The sequence below is a fragment of the Psychrobacter sp. Pi2-52 genome, from assembly GCF_904846705.1.
Lineage (GTDB): Bacteria > Pseudomonadota > Gammaproteobacteria > Pseudomonadales > Moraxellaceae > Psychrobacter.
Genome location: NZ_CAJHBS010000006.1, coordinates 1 through 21030 on the forward strand (window position 1 = coordinate 1; position 21030 = coordinate 21030).

The following is a 21030-nucleotide window of genomic DNA, read 5'->3' on the forward strand; positions in this document are numbered from 1 at the left end:
TTCAGTAATTCAGTAATTCAGTAATTCAGTAATTCAGTAATTCAGTAATTCAGTAATTCAGTAATTCAGTAATTCAGTAATTCAGCAAAAAACTAAAGTATCAGTACGCTGGCCAATCCTAAAAACGACATAAAGCCGACGATATCTGTGACGGTCGTTAGGATAACCGAAGCAGATAGAGCAGGGTCGATATTCATCCGTTTTAGCATCAGCGGTATGCTGATCCCCGAGACATTAGCCGCAGTCATGTTGATCGCAATGGCAAAACCAATGACGGCACTGATCTTAATATCATGAAACCATAACTGAGCAATAAACGCCATAATTATTGCCCAGATGATACCGTTTATCGCGCCCACCCACAGCTCTTTATTTAATAGCCAGACACGGTTAGAACCACCGATTTGCCCCATTGCCATCCCGCGGATAACGACCGTTAGCGTTTGCGAGCCAGCAATACCGCCCATACTGGCGACCACTGGCATCAATATCGCTAATGCCACAACTTGTGCTAGTACTTCTTCAAACTGTCCAATCACTGCTGCTGCCAATAGGGCAGTACATAAATTGATACCTAGCCAAACGCTACGGCTTTTAGCACTGGTTAGGATAGGGGCAAACAGCTCTTCATCTTGGCTAACACCAGCGAGGTTTTTCATGGTGCTGTCGACATCATCTTGGATAATCTCCATGATGTCCTCGCCGTTTAGTTGACCAACCAGCTCACCATGGCTATTGATGACGGGGGCAAAACGAATGTCTTCTGAACGAAAAATCGCGGCGGCATCTTGAATATCCAAGCGATCATTAATTGTAATGGCGGTATCAATCAGCTCTGAGACCAATGTATTCTGTTTATGCTTGATTAAATCCACTAGACTCAGTAGTCCCAGCAATTGCTGGCTTTGATCGACAACGAGCAGCTCTTGGCTCTCGTCATCGAGCAGGTCGTCGTTTTCACGCAGCCACTCTTGCACATCAGCTAGATAGATATCATCCCTTATCTGGATAATATCGGGATCCATATAGCTACCCACTTCCCAGTCGGCGTAAGTATCAAGCTTATTGACTTGGACCCGAGTCTCTTCGTCGAGCGTTGCCATAACTGAGGTACGTACGCTCTCAGTGACAGTGTCCAAAATCTCAGAGATATCTTGAGCATCAAGATCTTGGGTGAACAAAGAGATTTCTTGAGAAGAAATGTTCTCCATCAATGGCTGACGTGTATCGACATCTAGCTCGGCAAGCACCTCACCTTTGATATGTTCTGGGACTTGCGCCCAAATCAACAGACGGTTTTGAGTTGGGAAGGACTCTAGTAGGTTGGCAATCTCATATTCGGACTGCTTTTCCAAAAACTCTGTAATGGCCTCGTATGCTTTATCAGCAACCAAACCCTGCAGATACAGAAGCTTATATTCGGCACTATATTCAGCCGAGTTATAATCTCCTGACAGCATGGCGGTTCGTTCCTGATTGGGCGTCGGGGTAGGCATAAGTGTTCCAAGTTTTTACAGTCAGTTTTTTATAGTATATAAAGAACAATAACAATGACGATTATAACAATCGCCTTTTGCGCAGTCTAAAGCGTGTTTTCGCAAGCGTTTTACTTAGGTGTTTATTACTCAGGTGCTTAAATGTTTTGGTTAAGATCAACGCTTGCCCAGTAACGCTCGGATATTGGCCAAATATTCATCAGCAACAGCTTCTGGGTCTTTGGTCGCTTTTTTCTTTTTCGCTTTGGCAGGCCAGTCAATATGATCTTCAGGTAGCTCATCCAAAAATCTTGATTCTGAGGTAACTCGCATCTGACCACCAGCACGGCGCTGGGTCGCGAGCGTCAATGTCAGCTCACGACGCGCACGGGTAATGCCCACGTACATCAGACGGCGCTCTTCTTCGACCGTTTCACTCATGATAGAGTTGCGATGCGGCAGCATCTCTTCCTCAAGCCCCATGATATAAACAAAATCAAACTCCAAGCCCTTTGCCGCATGCAAGGTCATCAAGTTGACTTTGTTAGTGTTCTCTTCTTCTTGCTGTTGCTCAAGCATATCAAGCAGAACCAGCTTACGAATGATGGTATCAATCGTTCGGTCTTCATCTTCTTCAGCGCGATTAATCAAGGACTGAATACTGGTGTACAGCATATCGATATTATCAATACGGTTTTTTTCTTGTTGCGGCGTTTTGGCATCGCTACGGACAAAGTCAATATAACCTGTCTCATCAATCATCTGGCGTACGATCGGCACAGGGTCTGGGTGTTGATCCAGCTCACGCGTATAGTGCTCGATGAATTCACCAAACTCTTTTATCGTACCATAAGCCTTTGACGGCAATACATGAGTCAGACCAGCGTGGGTACAAGAGGCCAGTAACGATATGCTGTGCTCTTGCGCAAACAAACCAAGTTTTTCTAGCGTGGCTGGTCCCATACCGCGCTTAGGTGTATTGATAATACGCAAAAACGCACTGTCATCCTCAGGGTTCAAAATCAGACGCAAATACCCCATGATGTCTTTGATTTCACTACGCGCAAAGAATGACTGACCGCCTGATAATTTATAAGGCACTTGCAGTTGACGTAATTGTGCCTCTAGCATACGTGCCTGAAAGTTACTGCGGTACAGTACGGCATACTGTTCCCACTCATTGCCAAAACGCAGCTTATGAGTGACGATTTCTTTGGCCACGCGCTCCGATTCATCATCGTCATTACGGCAGTTAATGATGCGGATTTTTTCGCCTTGACCTTTATCTGACCACAGTTTTTTCTCGAATAAATGCTCGTTATTTAGAATGACGGCGTTGGCCGAGGTCAAAATACGCGTGGTTGAGCGGTAATTTTGCTCAAGCATAACGATTTTTAGTTTTGGAAAATCTTCTTTTAGCAGTGCCATGTTTTCAGGCTTTGCCCCGCGCCATGCATAGATAGATTGGTCATCATCACCAACCACGGTAAAGCGACCTTGCGGCCCAACCAAGTATTTAATCATTTCGTACTGGGCGGTATTGGTATCCTGATACTCATCGACCAATAGATAACGAATACGGTTTTGCCATTTGTCTCGCAGTTCTCTATTTTCACGCAATATCTTGGTTGGCAAGACGATCAAGTCATCAAAATCGACGGCATTATAAGCACGCAAGTTACGCTCATAAAGTGCATATAACGTGGCAAAAATCATGTCTTCTGGATCGTCTAACGTTTCCATCGCCTTATCAGGCTCGACCAAGTCATTTTTCCAATCCGAAATCATTTTGATGGCTTTACCCACCAACTCGCGACTTTCAGCGCCACTCAAGTTGTCACGCATCATCAGCTCCATCAGCAAGCGCTTACTGTCGTCGCTGTCCATGATGGAAAAATTGCCTTTTAGCGGAGTATGAATCAGCTCATAGCGCAAAAACTGTAAACCAAATTGGTGAAAGGTCGATACCGTTAACCCGCGCATTTTTTCGCTTGGTAGCAGTTTGCTTACCCGCGCTTTCATCTCACGTGCCGCTTTATTGGTAAAGGTTACGGCGGTGATGCGCTCAGCTGGCATGTCACATTCTTGGATTAGGTAAGCAATCTTACGCGTAATCACAGAGGTTTTGCCGGAGCCCGCACCTGCAAGGACAAGTAATGGACCAGATACGTAGAGCATGGCTTCTTGTTGTTTGGGATTGAGTTGACTCATAACGTGACCTGTAAGACAAAAGCAAAAAAGAGGGTAGCGCTGATATGACAAAGATAGATAAACGCAGCGCGCATCATCAACATTCGTATCATTGCGATATTTTAATAATCTTTATTATAAGAATAATAGAATTTAAGGTTTGATGATGGCATATCATAAAAATCTGGTGGGTCATTATAAAGCAAAAATGCTCACTTTGGGGGAGGACTTAGGTGATGAAAGTAGGGTATTTGGACACTTGATTTTTGACAAATAGCGTGGCAGTGTTTGCTCGTAGCCAAAAGTACGGATTTGGGGTTAATATAAGGTAAGGTCTATATCATAATTCATAGTAAAAAAAACACATTTTTTTTACACAGAAAGTGACCGTTCAATACAGTTAAAAACTAGCTTTTAGGCACTGATATGCGTATAGTACATAAATAATTTATGCCAGTTGTCACGTCATTGTTGACCACGTGTAATGAGCTATTAAATCAATTAAGTAAGCAGTCAGATATGATATTGATTTAATACGTTGATCTTACGTTGTTAGAAGATGCGTTGGGCGACCAGCCTTTATCCGCGCGCATACCGGAATCTCTACAGTTGGTCACGTCTGACATCGTCGTCAATAAGCTTGATAATTGGTTGTTACCAGCAAAATACCTAACATGTGACTCAATGACAGTTACTTAAACACAGTGACAGTTGCTGAAGTGCAGTGACAATTACTTAAATAAAGTCACTTTTTAAATAAAGTCACTTTGTGTTTTCGTCTGCGTTATACCTGTCGCAACATGGCCTGAGTGGGTCAGTGCTTGCGCTGTGTCTAACACTCGATTGGGTGAGGAGCACGTATTATCATGTCTGCTTTTAATTGGTCAGCCATTGCTTTTATCTTAGCCGCCATTGGGCTAGTTGTCTTTATGCTGGTCGTACCGCGCTTACTTGGCGGTCGCTCTCAAGGCTCACAAAAGGAAGAAGTATTTGAAGCGGGTGTTGTCGGATCTGGCAACGCCCGTATTCGTTTGTCTGCCAAATTTTATTTGGTCGCAATCTTCTTTGTGATTTTTGATTTAGAGGCGTTATATCTCTACGCTTATGCTGTGTCAGTACGAGAAGCAGGCTGGCTTGGCTTTGCCGCCGCTGGCACGTTTATCACTATTCTGATTATCGGTTTGATTTATGAGCTGAGCTTGGGTGCGATGAACTGGGCACCTGCTGACAAGCTACGCAAAAAAGCACGCTTATATGCGGCGCCTGCAGGCTTTAACTTAGCAGACATCACCAAGTTTGATGGTGCTCATGAGCTAATGGTCGATCCGACAGGTAAAGTACCCGCGCAGTCATCCGGTCAAATCAATGTCTCAAACAATATTGAGACCAATCGTCGTCATCTACAAAACATCGATCATATTAATACCACGGGTAACGTTACTTCTGTGGATTTTGCGACGTCTGCTCAGCAGGACAAAACTGAACGTTAATAGCAGTTGATGCTCAGCTTATAGCGTTTGTAAAAACGGGCAGAAAAGCATGAAAGCGTCAGTTCTGTTTGTATTAATGATCGCTGATGATTAGCCACTTATTAATAATAAAATTATGGTGACAGCGCGAGCAAGATGATTGCCACGCCAAGCCTAATATGAAGGTTGTATGTTATGAAATACACATTAACAAAAGCCAACCCCGATGCAGATACCTATCCTGCACAGACCAGTCAAACGGTCAATGATCCTATCGAAGATGAAGTGAATAAAAACGTCTTTATGGGTCGTCTCGAAGACCTCGTTCATTCAACAGCAAACTGGGGGCGTAAGAACTCACTTTGGCCATTTAACTTTGGTACCTCTTGCTGTTATGTTGAATACGCTACTACCTTAACCGCCGTTCATGATTTGTCACGTTTTGGGGCAGAGGTTATTCGTGCTTCGCCTCGTCAGGCGGATGTCATGATCGTCGCTGGTACTTGCTTCGTTAAGATGGCTCCTGTCATCCAGCGCCTATATGAGCAAATGCTTGAGCCAAAATGGGTTATCTCTATGGGTGCCTGTGCCAATTCGGGCGGCATGTATGATATTTATTCTGTCGTACAAGGTGTCGATAAGATTATCCCTGTTGATGTGTATGTGCCAGGTTGTCCGCCGCGTCCAGAAGCGCTTATTCAGGGTTTGATGTTGTTACAAGAATCTATTACTAAAGAGCGTCGTCCGCTGGGTATCCATGTCAATGAGCAGGGTATCTATCAGCCGCAAATGACGCCTGAGCGTGACCGCAAGCAGGCAGATCGTATTGCTGTCAAAAACTTGCGCAGCCCAGACAGTATTTAAGTTTTAACAGCATTTAGACTTGTAGCAACAGTTTCAATATTTTATGTGCTTATCATAGTTCGGTTATGATTAACATAGCTCAGTTATGGTTGACATAGTTCGGTTATGACTAACATAGTTCAGTTATGATTAATGAAGGAATACATCATTCATGGTCACGGTAGTCGAAAACATAGATCCTAAGATCAAGCCCGTCCCAGCAGTCATCACAGAGCTGGAGCAAAAGTATGCTGGTAAATTTGTCGTGCAGCAGACTGTGGATGAGATTCCAACGGTTTGGGTGGCGCGTGCTGATTTATTAGATATTCTTTTATTCTTGCGCAAACTGCCTAAACCTTACGTCATGCTATTTGACTTGTCAGCGATAGATGAGCGTTTGCGCCAGCATCGCGCGGGTTTGCCTGACAGTGACTTTACAGTGTTTTATCACTTGATGTCGCTTGAGCGCAATAGTGATGTACGTATCAAGGTCGCGCTGAGCGAAGACGATGTCAATGTACCGAGCGCCACCAATATTTGGCCAAATGCCAATTGGTATGAGCGTGAAGTGTGGGACATGTTCGGTATTGTCTTTACAGGTCATCCGCATTTGACCCGTATTTTATTGCCAAAATATTGGGAAGGTCATCCACTGCGTAAAGAGTACCATGCGCGTGCGACTGAATTTACTCCGTACTTCTTGAACACCGCTAAGCAGCAATACGAGCAAGAAAACCTGCGTTTTGTTCCAGAAGAGTGGGGCATGAAGCGTTCGGGTCGCGATGAAGACTTTATGTTCTTGAACATCGGCCCTAACCATCCCTCTGCTCATGGTGCCTTCCGTTTGGTGCTACAGCTTGACGGTGAAGAAGTCGTCGACTGTATCCCTGATATCGGCTATCACCATCGCGGTGCAGAAAAGATGGCTGAGCGCCAAACTTGGCACTCATTTATTCCCTATACCGACCGTATCGATTATCTGGGCGGCGTAATGAATGAGCTGCCGTACATCATGTCGGTCGAAAAGTTGGCTGGAATCACCATTCCACCACGTGCTGAAACCATTCGCGTAATGATGAGTGAATTTTTCCGTATCACCAATAACTTACTATTCGTCGGTACGTTCATTCAGGATGCGGGCGGTATGACCCCTGTATTCTATATGTTTACCGATCGCCAAAAAGCCTATGACGTTATCGAAGCCGTGACTGGCTATCGTATGCATCCTGCTTGGTTCCGTATCGGTGGTACGGCTGCTGATCTGCCACGTGGTTGGCAGCGTTTGGTGCGTGAGTTCTTAGATTGGATGCCAAAACGCTTGGACGAATATGTCAAAGCGGCATTGCAAAACAGCGTACTCAAAGGCCGTACCCAAGGTGTTGCTCAGTACAATGCCAAGCAAGCACTTGCTTGGGGCGTAACTGGCGCTGGTCTACGCGCTACAGGCGTTGACTTCGACCTGCGTAAAGCGCGTCCATATATGGGCTATGAGAATTACGATTTTGAAGTGCCAGTTGGCTACAATGGAGATGCTTATGATCGTTGTATGGTAAAAGTCGAAGAGATGCGTCAGTCATTGCGTATTATTCGCCAGTGCATGGATAACATGCCACAAGGCCCTTACAAAGCGGATCATCCACTAGCGGTACCACCGCCGAAAGACCGTACATTAAATGATATCGAAACGCTTATTAATCACTTTATCTCAGTATCTTGGGGTCCTGTGATGCCAGCGGGCGAATGTACGACGATCGTTGAGGCGACTAAAGGTCTGAACAGTTATTACATCACCTCAGACAAGGCCACGATGAGCTATCGTACCCGTATTCGTACGCCGACATTTGCGCATTTGCAACAGATGCCATCGGTCATCAATGGCTCGCTAGTTTCTGATGCCATTATGTACCTAGCATCGATTGATATTGTGATGGCGGATTGTGATCGTTAGAGCCGCTGCTTCATAAGTATTTGTTCATCAATATATTATTGCCTGATGGCACACCAAAATGCTGTTACTTGTCAATATAACCACAGTTTTAATCAGACTGATATTGGCTTGTGATAGAGCAGGATGAGTGAGGAAAGACAGAAGATTATGAAAATTGTTTCCGACAAAATGCCAAAAGTAGATGTGGAAAGCATTCTCACTAGTGATGAAATCGCTGCCATTCATGAGTTTATGCACCATTACCCACAGGCGCGTGCCGCCTCGCTAGATGCGCTAAAAATCGTGCAAAAGCGTAACGGCTGGGTTGATGATGCGCAAGCAAACGCCATTGCCAACATCTTAGACATCCCGATGTCAGATATGGATGGGGTTGCGACTTTCTTTAACCGTATTTATCGCCAACCTGTCGGTCGCCATGTGATTCTCATATGTGACTCAGTAGCTTGTTATTTGACAGGTTATGAAGCGCTGTCAGCTGAAATCAGATCACAGCTGGGTATTGAGTATGGTCAAACCACTGCTGATGGACGTTTTACCCTATTACCAATTTGCTGCTTGGGCAACTGCGATAAAGGGCCAGCGGTACTGATTGATGAAGACACTTACGGCCCTGTCCAGCCATCTGAGGTCGCGCAATTATTGGAGCTATACGCATGAGTTTAACGATTTCAGAGCAAATTGCTCGTCGCGGTCAAGGCCAAGCGCCAAGCCAGCTAAATGCACAGCGTGTTCCAATTTACGGTGATAAAGCGACAGCCACTAGCGAAACCAAGCCATTGACGTGGCGTTTGGCGCATCATGATGCGGTGCTTGATTTAGCCACTTATGAATCTCTAAAAGGCTTTACGGGTCTAAAAGAAGCGCTATCTAAGTCGCCTAAAGACGTCGGCAATATGATTAAAGCGGCCAATGTCCGAGGTCGCGGTGGTGCAGGCTTTAACGCTGGCCTAAAATGGTCGTTTATGTCGCCGCCGGATGGTTTGCCGCGTTATCTCATCTGTAATGCTGATGAAATGGAGCCGGGCACATTCAAAGACCGTTTGCTCATGGAGCGTCTACCGTTTCAGCTTATCGAAGGTATGCTAATTACCGCTCATGCGATTGGCGCCACTGACGGTTATATCTTTATCCGTGGAGAGTATATCTTGGCCGCTGAGCGTTTGGTCGCTGCTATCGAAGAGTGCTTGGCCAACAATCTCATGGGCGACAACATTTTAGGCTCAGATTTTAGTTTTAATCTGCATGTGCATACGGGCGCTGGACGTTATATCTGCGGTGAAGAAACAGCGCTAATTAATTGTCTAGAAGGCCGCCGTGCTAACCCACGTACCAAGCCACCATTTCCACAAATTTCTGGTGCATGGGGTCGTCCAACCGTTGTTAACAACGTTGAGACTTTGTGTAATATGCCAGCGATTTTGAATCATGGCGTTGAGTGGTATCAGTCGTTATCTGAAATCAAAGGCAAAAGTAAAACGCCGGGCACCAAACTATTTGGCTGCTCAGGATTGGTCAATGACCCAGGTCTGTGGGAATTACCGTTTGGCTATACGGCACGCGAAATCATTGAAGATTTAGCAGGTGGTATGAAAGATGGTAAAACACTGAAAGCTTGGTTACCGGGCGGCGCATCGACTGACTTTTTGACCGCAGAGCATTTAGATGTAGTGGTAGATTTTGACACCATTCAAAATGCGGGTAGCCGTATGGGTACTGGTCTGATTATGGTTGTTGATGAATCACAAGACATGGTGCCATTACTGCGTAACCTTGAGATTTTCTTTCAGCGCGAGTCATGTGGTTGGTGTACACCATGCCGTGATGGTCTGCCATGGGGCGTTAAACTGCTTACCGCCATCAATGATGGTGAAGGGCAAGTGGGCGATGTAGAAAAACTAGAAGGCCTGACGCGTGACTTATGGATTGGTAAAACATTCTGTGCGCATGCCCCAGGGGCGATGGAACCACTAATGAGTGCGATTAAATATTTCCGTCCAGAGTTTGATCAAAAAATCGCGCAGGCGGTTGGTGTCGATGTTATTGATGCTGCAGCCAACCAACAGCCAGTAGTGAAATAAGGAGAGCGGCATGGCAGTCATACATATTGATGGAACCACTGTCGAAGTAGATAGCGCAGATAACTTGCTACAAGCCTGCTTATCACTCGGCATTGATGTGCCGTATTTTTGTTATCATCCAGCCCTTGGCTCAGTAGGCTCGTGCCGTCAGTGCGCGGTCAAGCAATTCCAAAATAAAGAAGATATGGAAGCAGGTCGTGGTCGCCTCGTCATGTCATGTATGGTCGCTCCTGGCGATGACATGTACATCTCGGTCACTGATGATGAAGCCAAAGCATTCCGCAAGTCGATGGTTGAATTACTTATGACAAACCATCCACATGACTGTCCAACTTGTGAAGAGGGTGGACATTGTCATTTGCAGGACATGACTTACATGTCAGGTCATAGCCGTCGTCGCTATCGCTTTACCAAACGCACGCACCATAACCAAGAGCTTGGTCCATTCATCGCGCATGAGATGAACCGTTGTATCGCTTGCTATCGTTGTGTACGTTTTTATAAAGACTATGCGGGTGGTGAAGATTTGGGTGTTTATGGCTCAAATAATCGTGTTTACTTTGGTCGTGATAAAGATGGTCAGTTTGAAAGTGAGTTCTCAGGCAACTTAACCGAAGTTTGCCCAACCGGTGTGTTTACTGATAAAACCCACTCTGAGCGCTATAACCGTAAATGGGATATGCAGTATGCGCCAAGCATCTGTCATGGTTGCTCAGCTGGTTGTAATATTTCACCGGGCGAGCGTTATGGTGAATTGCGCCGTATCGAAAACCGTTATAACGGCGAAGTAAACCGCTATTTCTTATGTGACCGTGGCCGCTTTGGTTATGGCTATGTCAATCGTGATGATCGTCCAACCCAAGCGCTTGAACGTATCAATGATAAGCATGTCAAAATCAATATTGACTACGCACTTGATGAAACCATCAAACGTATCAAAGATAAAAAAGTCATCGGGATTGGCTCACCGCGTGCCAGTTTAGAGACCAACTTTGCGCTAAAAAATCTCGTTGGCTTTGATAACTTTTCAACAGGTCTGAATCATCAGCAGCAAGCACTGGTCAATAAATGCATCGAAGTGCTTAGCACTGAAGGCATTTATAACCCTAGCATGACCGATATCGAAACGCATGATGCAGTGCTCGTATTAGGTGAAGACATCACGCAAACTTCATCACGTGTTGCGCTGTCAGTACGTCAAGCCGCAAAAAATGAAGGCTTGAAAATGGCAGCGGCGCTGCAAACGCAACCTTGGCTTGCTGAACCAGTTAAGCGTATCGCTCAAGATGCGCTAAGCCCAGTCTATGTCATCGATGTAACGCAAACTAAGCTAGAAGATATCAGTAAAGTGAGCGTAGTGGCGACCCCTGAAGACATCACTAAGCTTGGCTTCAAGGTTGCTGATGAGATTGCTAATTTCGCTGATGATTTAGCAGACATAGCAGATCCACAAGCAGCTGAACAAGATGCTGATACAAGTACTGAAACTGACGGTATGCAAGCATTGGCGCAGCAAATCGCTTATGACTTGATTCAAGCTGATAAGCCTTTAGTTGTCTCGGGTAGTAGCTTGTCTTCTACCGCATTGATAGAAGCAGCAGCACAGATTACCCAAGCATTGACCCAAAAACGCGCAGCAATTAAAGCGACTGAGCAGCAGCAGGTCGAGGCACATAATGCCAAAGTACAGGCAGCCCAAGCAAAAGCGGCTAATGACCAGCCTGAAGAAGACCAAGATTTATCTGCTAAGCCAAACAAACCTGAAACAGGCGTAAATACAGAAGCGCAGGATGATGTCGAGCGTGAGCCTGCTGAAAACCTTGAGTTAAAAGAAGTAAATAACAAGTATCAGGCACAAGCAGGTATCTATCTAACGGTTCCTGATGCCAATAGCATGGGCGTTTGTATGCTTGGCGGTCAGTCAGTTGAAGAGCTGCTAGCCACTGATTACGATGTGGTTGTGGTTGCAGAAAACCAGCTAACAGATGCGATTGATGCCAATAAATTGACGCAGCTACTGACTGATAAAACGGTCATTGCATTAGATCATCAGCTCCTTGATTGGCATAAAGACGTTGATATTGTATTACCAGCGGCTAGCTTTGCAGAAGCAGATGGTACATTGATATCGGCTGAAGGTCGTGCGCAGCGCTTTTTCCAAGTTTACGATAACGAATACTACCATCCAATGAGCAGCATTAAAGAAGGCTGGCGCTGGATACATGCTGTGCATAGCAGCATTGAAGGTCGTGATGTCGACTGGACGCAGCTAGATGATGTTATCAATGCATTGATTGCCACCCATCCTAAACTTGCAGGTATCAAAGGCGCTGCGCCTGATGCTGATTACCGTATAACGGGTCTGAAAATCGCGCGTCAACCGCGTCGTTATTCAGGTCGTACTGCTATGCGTGCGCCAATCTCAGTGCACGAGCCAATGCAGCCGAAAGATTTGGACACTGGTCTGACCTTCTCAATGGAAGGTTATAGCGGTAAAGAAACGCCAAGCTCGATGATTCCTTTTGCCAATGTGGCAGGTTGGAACTCACCGCAAGCATGGAACAAATACCAAGACAAAGTCGGCGGTCATCTGAAAAATGGTGATCCAGGTGTGCGTTTGTTCGATCAGCTAGAGCGCCTAGCCACTCGTCAATATGTGGCGCCAGAAGCGATGTCTTCGAATACAACTGACTTGCAGCAAGGCCAAGCGAAACTGGTACCAATTCATAATATCTATGCCAGCTCAATGATGGCATCACGTAGCCCAATCGTCGCAGAGCAACTACCCGTTGCAGCATGGCGTATCGGTATAGACGATGCCAAAGACTGGAATATCGCTGCTGGTGATTACTTGGCGATTGAAATCGATAAGCAACAAATTACCTTGCCAGTACAGCTGGTCGGTTATTTGGCAGAAGGCTGTATCGGTTACCCCGTTGGGCAGGTGAGTATCATTCACCCATCAATGCCAGCATCGGTACGTAAAGTGGATGCACCAGTAACGATGATGGGTAGCATGGCTAACGATATGATTAATGATAATGACACAGCGCAAATAAACGCAGCGCCGATCACCACACAGGAGGTGTAATATGCAAGTTACCCGTATTATCCCTGATGTGCCAAGCTTTTTGGCCGGCAGTATGAGCTTTGATACTTGGTCTATTCTGTTTTTGGTGGGTCAATCGCTAGTCATCTTTTTGGTCGTGGTATTGGTTGCCGCGATGATGATTATCTATGAGCGCCGTATGTTGGCCTTATGGCAAGATCGTTATGGTCCAAACCGTGTTGGGCCTTTTGGTTCACTACAACTAGTCGCTGACATGCTCAAAATCTTTTTTAAAGAAGATTGGACACCAAACTTTACCGATAAGTTTATGTTCACCTTGGCACCTGCGGTCGCAATGTTTACTGCCTTGGCCTCATTTGCCATTATTCCTATCTCGCCAACGCTTGGCGTGGTTGATTGGGATATCGGTATTTTGTTCTTCTTTGCCATGGCTGGTATTGCTGTCTATGCGGTGATGTTCGGTGGTTGGGCGTCTGCCAATAAGTTCTCGCTACTCGGTGGTTTGCGCTCAGCTGCACAGACAATCAGTTACGAAGTGTTTTTGGGTTTGTCGTTGATGGGCGTTGTTGCCTTGACCGGCTCATTTAACTTGCGTGCCATTGTCGAAGCACAAGCAGACGGCTGGTATATCATTCCGCAGTTCTTTGGCTTTTTGACCTTTGTCGTGGCTGGTGTGGCCGTTACGCATAGACATCCATTTGACCAACCAGAAGCAGAGCAAGAACTGGCTGAAGGTTATCATGTTGAATATTCTGGCATGAAGTTTGGTATGTTCTTTATTGGTGAGTATGTCAACGTTGTCTTGATTTCTGCCTTAATGACTTGCTTGTTCTTTGGCGGTTGGCTTGCGCCGTTCAATTTAGATATTCCATTTATTCCACCAGCTTTTTGGTTCATGATTAAAACGCTGTTCTTTATGACCATGTTTGTTTTGGCTCGAGGCTCACTCATGCGTCCGCGTTATGATCAGGTGATGAACTTTGGCTGGAAAGTATGTCTGCCCGTAACCTTAATCAATCTGTTGATTACTGCTGCGGTCATTTTGATCTTTTCCCCAACGTTATAGTCATTACTAGCCATCACTGATGAACTAGGGTAAAGCTGATAAGGATAATAATCCCATGTTTACTACCATAAAAAAGACCGTCATTGGTATATTTACCATTGTCCGCAGCATGTGGATGGTCAATAGTCATGCGCTCAGACCGCGTGATACCATTCTTTATCCTGAAGAGCCGGTACCTGTACCGCCGCGTTTTCGTGGACGTATTGTCCTAACGCGTGATCCTGATGGAGACGAGCGCTGTGTCGCTTGTAACTTGTGTGCGGTGGCATGTCCGGTAGGGTGTATCTCATTACAAAAAGCTGAGCGTGAAGACGGTCGCTGGTATCCAGAGTTTTTCCGTATCAATTTCTCACGCTGTATCTTTTGTGGATTGTGTGAAGAAGCCTGTCCAACGACAGCGATTCAAATGACCCCAGATTTTGAACTGGGTGAATATAAGCGCCAAGATTTGGTCTACGAAAAAGAGCATTTGCTAATTTCAGGACCAGGTAAATACCCTGATTATAACTATTATCGTGTGACAGGTATGGCGGTAGCAGATAAACCAAAAGGCGCAGCACAAAATGAGTCTGCACCGATTGATCTAAGGAGCTTGCTACCATGATGAATATTTTGAACCATCCTGAATTGGCTGGGTTTTATTCACTGGCGGCAGTGGCGATATTTGCCAGTCTGCGCGTAGTGACCCAAGCCAATCCGGTGCATGCTATTTTATCGATGATTGTGTCGTTGTTGGCAATTGCTGGGATATTTTTTGTATTAGGTGCGCCGTTTGCGGGTGCGCTAGAGATTGTTGTTTATGCTGGTGCCATTATGGTGCTATTTGTTTTCGTTATCATGATGCTTAATTTGGGCATGAGCAATGATGAGCGCGAAGAGCGTTGGCTCGATGCTGGTACTTGGGCGATACCGACAGGATTGACGATAATCATTGCCGTTGTGCTCTATGCAATGATTGGTCTTAATCACGATGAAGCGGTCATGATGGGTGGCACGACTATCTCTGCCAAAGCAGTCGGTACGGTGTTATTTACCAAATACATTATGCTGGTTGAAGTAGCAGCATTGCTATTATTGGCAGCCTTGGTCGCCGCTTATCATTTAGGTAAAGAGACAGTCGACGATGAGGTCATCGGTAACGATAGCCAAAACTTCAAGCCAAGCGTAGGCAGTATCAAACAATACGACAATGATAGTACGCTTACACAGCATGACGGCGTAGAAATGGCTAAGCCTTACGAATATAAAGATGTTGACCCGCATGACTATGTAGGTATGAAGGTTGGCACGAAAGCAGGTGCGAATAAAGTTACGCGTAAGGAGTCAGACTAATGGTACTAGCAGCAAGCGTGGCACAAGATGTGTCAAACGTGCCGTTTGCCCACGAGGTGGCAGGCTTAGTACAGCCAGTTGCTGAGGCGCAGAATGTACTGGGTATGATACCCATGAGCCATGGACTGATTTTGGCAGGTATTTTATTTGCTATCGGTCTGTGCGGCGTCATGGTACGTCGTAACTTCTTATTTATGCTAATGAGTCTTGAGATCATGATGAACGCGGCAGCACTAGCATTTGTAGTAGCAGGCAGTCGCTGGGTCGATCCAGACGGACAGATTATGTTTATCTTTATTTTGACCTTGGCCGCGGCTGAAGCGTCAATTGGTCTGGCAATATTATTGCGTTTTTATCATCAGCGTGGGCATCTCGATGTCGATAGCGCCAATGAGATGAAAGGATGATGTCATGAGTTTATTACCATTAACCTTTATATTCCCGCTCATTGGCTTTTTGATTTTAGCCTTTATGCGCGACAAATTATCAGAAACGGTCGCAGCGATTGTTGGCGTGGGTAGCATGCTGCTCTCAGCATTATGCACGCTAGTGGTTAGCTATACCTTTTTGACCACCAACCCAGCTGGAACGGTAATTGAAGTTCCGCTGTGGACTTGGTTCCAAGTGGGCGATTTTGCCCCACATTTCGGTTTGAGCTTTGATGGTCTTGCATTGACCATGACAGGCGTTATCACTGGGATTGGCTTTTTAATTCATCTGTTTGCCTCTTGGTATATGAAAGGCGACACTGGCTTTGCTCGTTTTTTTAGCTATATGAACTTGTTTGTGGCCAGTATGTTGTTACTGGTACTCGCAGATGACTTATTTCTGCTATATCTTGGTTGGGAAGGCGTGGGTATCTGTTCGTACCTATTGATTGGTTATTATTACCATGATAGAGCCAACGGCCGTGCCGCGATGAAAGCCTTTACCGTCACACGTGTCGGCGATGTGTTCTTAGCCTTTGGTTTGTTTTTATTATTCCGCGAGTTCGGTACGCTTAATATTCAAGAGATTATTACGCGTGCGCCAGAAGTGTTTGATATTAATAATCCAACGATGATGCTTACCACGATGATGTTGGTCGGCGGCGCGATGGGTAAGTCAGCGCAGTTGCCACTACATACATGGCTTGCTGATGCGATGGCAGGTCCAACACCCGTATCGGCATTGATTCACGCGGCAACAATGGTGACGGCAGGTGTTTATTTGATTGCTCGTCTACATCCATTGTTTGAGTTGACCCCAGGTATCTTATTATATTGGGTTGGCGGCGTAGGGGCATTGACGTTGGTTGTTGCTGGATTCTGTGCACTCGCGCAAACAGACATCAAACGTATCCTTGCTTATTCGACCATGAGTCAAATTGGCTATATGTTCTTAGCGCTTGGCGTGGGCGCGTGGCAAGGGGCAATCTTCCACTTGATGACGCACGCCTTCTTTAAAGCATTGCTGTTCTTATCATCAGGTGCGGTCATCCTTGCGGTACATCATGAGCAAGATATCTTTAAGATGGGCGGTCTACGTAAAAAGATCCCATTGGTATTTTGGTGTTATATCATCGGTGGCGGTGCACTCGCTGCCATACCTTGGGTTACCGTTGGTTTTTATTCTAAAGAAGCAATTCTTTGGGAGACGTATGCGACTGGACACTTAGTACTATTCTACATGGGTGTATTCGGTGCTTTCTTAACCGCGATTTATACGTTCCGTATGATTTGGATCATCTTCTTTGGTGAAGAAAAAACCCATGCGCACAAGCTATCAGGGGTGTCGTATTGGTTGCCTTTGACCGTATTGCTAGTGCTATCTACAGCCGTTGGTGCTTGGATTACGCCACCATTAGATGGTGTATTGCCAGAGAGCGTTGGCCATCTATTAGAAGTTGCCGGTCAAGCGCATGCTAAGCACACCGCAGAGTATATCGCGATGGGTGCCATGGCAGCAGGTTTGATATTGGCAGCACTGTTGTATGTCGTCAATAAAGGTCGCTTGCTTACTAGCTTTAAGCGCTCACGTATTGGTGGGGCACTATATCACTGGTGCTACCATGGCCTAGGCTTCGACGCGCTATATGATGTAATTTTTGTAAAACCCTTTTTATTCATCGGCCGCTTATTAAAAGCCGACCCTATCGATAAAACGTGGTTGCTGTTACCTAAGCTGGCCTCAGCTGGTAATAAAGTATTGTCTGCGACACAAACAGGGTCTCTTCGAGGTTATGCCACAAGCTTTGGCTTGGGTATGGCTGTATTGCTGGTGCTGGTAATGATGACGGTGGTGTAAAGATGATTGAGTTACAACAAACGTGGATGCTACCAGCATTAATTGCAATTCCTTTTATTGCAGGATTGCTATGCTGGGTAGTAGAGCGATTTAATAAACGTCTGCCGCGCTGGATTGCCTTGATCGGTATGATGTTGACCTTTGCTTTGTCGTTGGTACTTTGGCAGCAAGGTAATTTTAGCGGTATGAGTAAGCAGGTTATCGCGCCAGACGCTGCAGTGCCTTGGGTAGCAGAATTTAGTGTGCCGTGGATACCAAGTTTTGGTATTAGCTTTCACTTAGCACTAGATGGTTTGTCACTGATGATGGTGGCTCTAACAGGTTTGCTTGGTGTGGCAGCTGTTGCTTGTTCGTGGAATGAGATTCAGCGCCGCGTTGGTTTCTTCCATTTGAATTTGCTATGGAGTTTGGGCGGCGTTATCGGGGTTTTCTTAGCGATTGACTTGTTCTTATTCTTCTTCTTTTGGGAGATGATGCTGGTTCCTATCTATTTCTTGATCGCGATTTGGGGTCATGATGTGGTTGGCAAAACCAAAGAATACGCCGCAACCAAGTTCTTTATCTATACCCAAGCGTCTGGGCTTATCATGCTCATTGGTATTTTGGTATTGGTCATTATCAGCTACGCCCAAAAAGGGGTAGTGAGCTTTAACTATAATGACTTGCTCGGTACGTCACTTGGCGGCTGGGAATATCCAATCATGCTGTGCTTCTTCATTGGCTTTGCGGTGAAGTTGCCAATCATTCCTTTCCACGGCTGGTTGCCAGATGCGCATGCGCAGGCACCAACAGCAGGTTCGGTAGATTTGGCAGGTGTTTTGATTAAAACTGCTGCATATGGCTTGATTCGTTTTGTGTTGCCGCTATTTCCAGCAGCGTCACAAGAGTTTGCGCCGATAGCAATTACCCTAGGTACGATTGGTATCTTCTACGGTGCATGGCTTGCATTTATGCAGACTGACATGAAGCGTCTGCTGGCGTATACCAGTATCTCGCACATGGGTTTTGTGGTACTAGCAATTTATGCTGGAACATTGCTCAGCTTACAAGGTCTGATGATTCAGATGCTTGCTCATGGCTTGAGTTCAGCCGCTCTATTCATCATGGCAGGACAGTTGTATGAGCGTCTGCATACACGCGATTTGACCTTGATGGGTGGTATGTGGGGACAGTTCCGCTACTACGCACCGATATTGATGTTCTTCTGTGCCGCGTTGCTTGGTATTCCAGGGACAGGTAATTTCATTGGCGAGTTCATGATTTTATTTGGCTCATTTGCTCAGTATCCAGTATTCGTTGTTTTTGCGACATTCAGTTTGGTATTAGCAGGTCTTTACTCATTGATTTTGATTCATCGCGCACTATTTGGTGAAAACAATATCGCCGCATTGGCAGAGCGAGAGACTAAGTCACATGGCTTACCTGCACGTAAACTAAAAGATTTGGGCAAGCGTGAGCTGTCATTACTACTGATGTTAGCTGCTGGTTTGGTATGGCTAGGACTGTATCCACAGCCGTTCCTTGATACCTCAAGTCACGCAATGCAGTGGATTAATAACGCATATATATACAGTCAAGTGACACAGGTAGATGCGTCGCAGCTGCTTGATGTAATGGAGGCACGTTAAGTCATGAATGATATTAAGATGAATGATTTGATAGGATTGTTGCCTTACGCGCCGATTATCGCCGTAGTGATTACGGTATTGACGGTTATGATCGCGATTACCTTTAAACGCTCGCATATGGTCACTGGTACGATTACAGTGGCAGGCTTAAACATTGGTCTATTTACCCTTATCGGGCAGATGATCGGTGTGATTGACAGCGGATCTATCGCGCCAAACGCTGAGCAACTATTTGTTATAGATAACTTTGCTCAGTTTAATATGGTGGTGATTTTTATCTGTGCCTTGGCTTGTTGTACGCTGTCTTATGCGTATCTGGCCAATCTCAAAGACAATAAAGAAGAGCTGTATTTGCTCATGCTGCTATCGACCATTGGTGCATTACTAATGGTAAGCGCGCAGCATATGGCGTCATTCTTTATGAGCTTAGAGATGCTGTCAGTACCGTTATATGGTTTGCTCGCTTATACTTACAAGCGCAACCAGTCGCTTGAGTCGGGATTGAAGTATTTGGTATTGTCGGCGACTGCATCAGCGACGTTGCTGATGGGTATGGCCTTTATCTATGCAGAAGTAGGCTCACTAGCATTTAAGCCAATCAGTATGGTACTGGGCAATATCTTTGAGTCGCCACTACTGATATTGGGCGCGGCAATGATGATGTTTGGTATCGCCTTTAAACTCTCAGCTGCTCCTTTCCATATGTGGACGCCAGATGTTTACGAAGGTGCACCAGCGCCTATCGCTACCTTTTTAGCATCAGTATCAAAAGTGGCGATGATGGCACTGGCCGTGCGTTTCTTAATCGATACTGCTTTGCTGGCATTGCCATCAGTGCAGATGCTATTGATGGTAATGGCCACTTTATCTATCTTGGTAGGTAACTTATTGGCAGTACGTCAAACTAGCCTTAAGCGTCTACTCGGTTACTCATCTATTGCCCATATGGGTTATGTGATGATCGTGATTGTCAGCATTGGCTCGGCCGCTGATAGTATCTCTAGTATGTATATGGCGGTTTATGCCTTTACCTCTATCGGTGCCTTTGGTGTAGTGACGTTGATGTCGAGTCCGTATCGCTTATCTGGTGAAGCTGATGAGTTGACGCATTATCAAGGGCTATTCTGGCGTCGTCCATTATTGACAGCTGTCATGACTATCATGATGTTGTCATTGGCTGGTATTCCGTTGACGGCAGGCTTTATCACTAAGCTATTTGCTATCTTAGCTGCGGTACAAGGCACCAACTGGTTCTTGGCTGCGATGATTATCTTGGGCAGTGCGATTGGTCTATTCTACTACTTACGTGTGTTACTCACGCTGTTCAAACGTCCTAAGCAGTTCATCGAGTTTGACGTGTCTGGGCAATGGGGTATTCGTACCGGTGGTATCATGGTCATTGCTGTGACGGCGATTATTCTATTCTTTGGTATCTTGCCAAATAGTATGATTGAGTGGGCAAGTTTGGCTCGCATTTGGTAATGTCGCTGAGTTAATACAACAGATAAGTCGCTGCGATCTATCTGTTGTTACGGTTAAAGAACCAAGATGCGCCAGCTTTATGATAAGCTTGGCGCATCTTTTTTTATGCTTACCTTTTTGGTATTTATCTTCTTTTACCTATCAAAGGTATCTTATAAAAATA

The 21030-nt window shown here is 45.5% G+C and carries 15 protein-coding genes; 13 read left to right on the plus strand and 2 right to left on the minus strand.

The genetic code is table 11. The annotated features are described in order from the left end of the window. Positions 1-92: 92 nt before the first annotated feature. The gene (gene mgtE / locus JMY00_RS04970) at positions 93-1496 is read right to left on the minus strand and encodes a magnesium transporter (RefSeq protein ID WP_101206268.1); all 1404 of its coding nucleotides are present in this window, start codon (positions 1494-1496) and stop codon (positions 93-95) included. A gap of 156 nt (positions 1497-1652) precedes the next feature. Further along, positions 1653-3686: a UvrD-helicase domain-containing protein gene (locus tag JMY00_RS04975; RefSeq protein WP_114700718.1), complete on the minus strand. Its 2034-nt coding sequence runs from the start codon at positions 3684-3686 to the stop codon at positions 1653-1655. An 845-nt stretch (positions 3687-4531) separates the two neighbouring features. Between JMY00_RS04975 and ndhC the strand changes: the two genes are divergently transcribed. The 13 genes from ndhC (at position 4532) to JMY00_RS05040 (ending at position 20867) form a co-directional block, all read left to right on the plus strand. Then, positions 4532-5155, plus strand: coding sequence for an NADH-quinone oxidoreductase subunit A (gene ndhC / locus JMY00_RS04980; protein WP_102091044.1), 624 nt, complete (start codon positions 4532-4534; stop codon positions 5153-5155). A gap of 174 nt (positions 5156-5329) precedes the next feature. After that, on the plus strand, positions 5330-5998 hold the full coding sequence (locus tag JMY00_RS04985; protein WP_101206265.1) for an NADH-quinone oxidoreductase subunit B: 669 nt from the start codon (positions 5330-5332) through the stop codon (positions 5996-5998). A gap of 151 nt (positions 5999-6149) precedes the next feature. Continuing rightward, positions 6150-7925 (plus strand): NADH-quinone oxidoreductase subunit C/D, encoded by a 1776-nt coding sequence (nuoC, locus tag JMY00_RS04990; protein ID WP_057758925.1) that lies wholly within the window; start codon positions 6150-6152, stop codon positions 7923-7925. Between the two features lie 147 nt (positions 7926-8072). Beyond that, positions 8073-8582, plus strand: coding sequence for an NADH-quinone oxidoreductase subunit NuoE (gene nuoE / locus JMY00_RS04995; protein ID WP_057758927.1), 510 nt, complete (start codon positions 8073-8075; stop codon positions 8580-8582). Next, on the plus strand, positions 8579-10003 hold the full coding sequence (nuoF, locus tag JMY00_RS05000) for an NADH-quinone oxidoreductase subunit NuoF (protein ID WP_114700720.1): 1425 nt from the start codon (positions 8579-8581) through the stop codon (positions 10001-10003). The genes nuoE and nuoF overlap by 4 nt, the downstream gene beginning before the upstream one ends. Before the next feature lie 10 nt (positions 10004-10013). Beyond that, positions 10014-13094 (plus strand): NADH-quinone oxidoreductase subunit NuoG, encoded by a 3081-nt coding sequence (gene nuoG / locus JMY00_RS05005; protein ID WP_201579342.1) that lies wholly within the window; start codon positions 10014-10016, stop codon positions 13092-13094. 52 nt (positions 13095-13146) lie between these two features. Beyond that, positions 13147-14139: an NADH-quinone oxidoreductase subunit NuoH gene (nuoH, locus tag JMY00_RS05010; protein ID WP_179798733.1), complete on the plus strand. Its 993-nt coding sequence runs from the start codon at positions 13147-13149 to the stop codon at positions 14137-14139. A 55-nt stretch (positions 14140-14194) separates the two neighbouring features. Further along, positions 14195-14743, plus strand: coding sequence for an NADH-quinone oxidoreductase subunit NuoI (gene nuoI / locus JMY00_RS05015; RefSeq protein ID WP_010198902.1), 549 nt, complete (start codon positions 14195-14197; stop codon positions 14741-14743). After that, positions 14740-15471, plus strand: a complete 732-nt coding sequence (gene nuoJ / locus JMY00_RS05020; RefSeq protein ID WP_160021570.1) for an NADH-quinone oxidoreductase subunit J — start codon at positions 14740-14742, stop codon at positions 15469-15471. The genes nuoI and nuoJ overlap by 4 nt, the downstream gene beginning before the upstream one ends. A gap of 98 nt (positions 15472-15569) precedes the next feature. After that, entirely contained in the window at positions 15570-15878 is a 309-nt protein-coding gene (gene nuoK, locus JMY00_RS05025) for an NADH-quinone oxidoreductase subunit NuoK (RefSeq protein WP_025653102.1), read from the plus strand. Between the two features lie 4 nt (positions 15879-15882). After that, the gene (nuoL, locus tag JMY00_RS05030) at positions 15883-17757 is read left to right on the plus strand and encodes an NADH-quinone oxidoreductase subunit L (protein WP_201579343.1); all 1875 of its coding nucleotides are present in this window, start codon (positions 15883-15885) and stop codon (positions 17755-17757) included. 2 nt (positions 17758-17759) lie between these two features. Next, positions 17760-19385 carry an NADH-quinone oxidoreductase subunit M gene (gene nuoM / locus JMY00_RS05035; RefSeq protein WP_201547622.1) on the plus strand — a complete coding sequence of 542 codons (1626 nt, stop codon included), beginning with the start codon at positions 17760-17762 and terminating at the stop codon, positions 19383-19385. A 3-nt stretch (positions 19386-19388) separates the two neighbouring features. Beyond that, positions 19389-20867, plus strand: a complete 1479-nt coding sequence (locus tag JMY00_RS05040) for an NADH-quinone oxidoreductase subunit N (RefSeq protein WP_201579344.1) — start codon at positions 19389-19391, stop codon at positions 20865-20867. The last annotated feature ends 163 nt before the right edge of the window (positions 20868-21030 follow it).

Excerpts from the sequence above, each read along its gene's own strand:
- ndhC (WP_102091044.1), top strand. The coding sequence starts at position 4,532 with ATGTCTGCTTTTAATTGGTCAGCCATTGCTTTTATCTTAGCCGCCATT.
- nuoF (WP_114700720.1), top strand. The coding sequence starts at position 8,579 with ATGAGTTTAACGATTTCAGAGCAAATTGCTCGTCGCGGTCAAGGCCAA.
- nuoI (WP_010198902.1), top strand. The coding sequence starts at position 14,195 with ATGTTTACTACCATAAAAAAGACCGTCATTGGTATATTTACCATTGTC.
- nuoJ (WP_160021570.1), top strand. The coding sequence starts at position 14,740 with ATGATGAATATTTTGAACCATCCTGAATTGGCTGGGTTTTATTCACTG.
- mgtE (WP_101206268.1), bottom strand. The coding sequence starts at position 1,496 with ATGCCTACCCCGACGCCCAATCAGGAACGAACCGCCATGCTGTCAGGA.
- JMY00_RS05040 (WP_201579344.1), top strand. The coding sequence starts at position 19,389 with ATGAATGATATTAAGATGAATGATTTGATAGGATTGTTGCCTTACGCG.
- nuoM (WP_201547622.1), top strand. The coding sequence starts at position 17,760 with ATGATTGAGTTACAACAAACGTGGATGCTACCAGCATTAATTGCAATT.
- nuoH (WP_179798733.1), top strand. The coding sequence starts at position 13,147 with ATGAGCTTTGATACTTGGTCTATTCTGTTTTTGGTGGGTCAATCGCTA.
- nuoL (WP_201579343.1), top strand. The coding sequence starts at position 15,883 with ATGAGTTTATTACCATTAACCTTTATATTCCCGCTCATTGGCTTTTTG.
- nuoG (WP_201579342.1), top strand. The coding sequence starts at position 10,014 with ATGGCAGTCATACATATTGATGGAACCACTGTCGAAGTAGATAGCGCA.
- JMY00_RS04975 (WP_114700718.1), bottom strand. The coding sequence starts at position 3,686 with ATGAGTCAACTCAATCCCAAACAACAAGAAGCCATGCTCTACGTATCT.
- nuoC (WP_057758925.1), top strand. The coding sequence starts at position 6,150 with ATGGTCACGGTAGTCGAAAACATAGATCCTAAGATCAAGCCCGTCCCA.
- nuoE (WP_057758927.1), top strand. The coding sequence starts at position 8,073 with ATGAAAATTGTTTCCGACAAAATGCCAAAAGTAGATGTGGAAAGCATT.
- JMY00_RS04985 (WP_101206265.1), top strand. The coding sequence starts at position 5,330 with ATGAAATACACATTAACAAAAGCCAACCCCGATGCAGATACCTATCCT.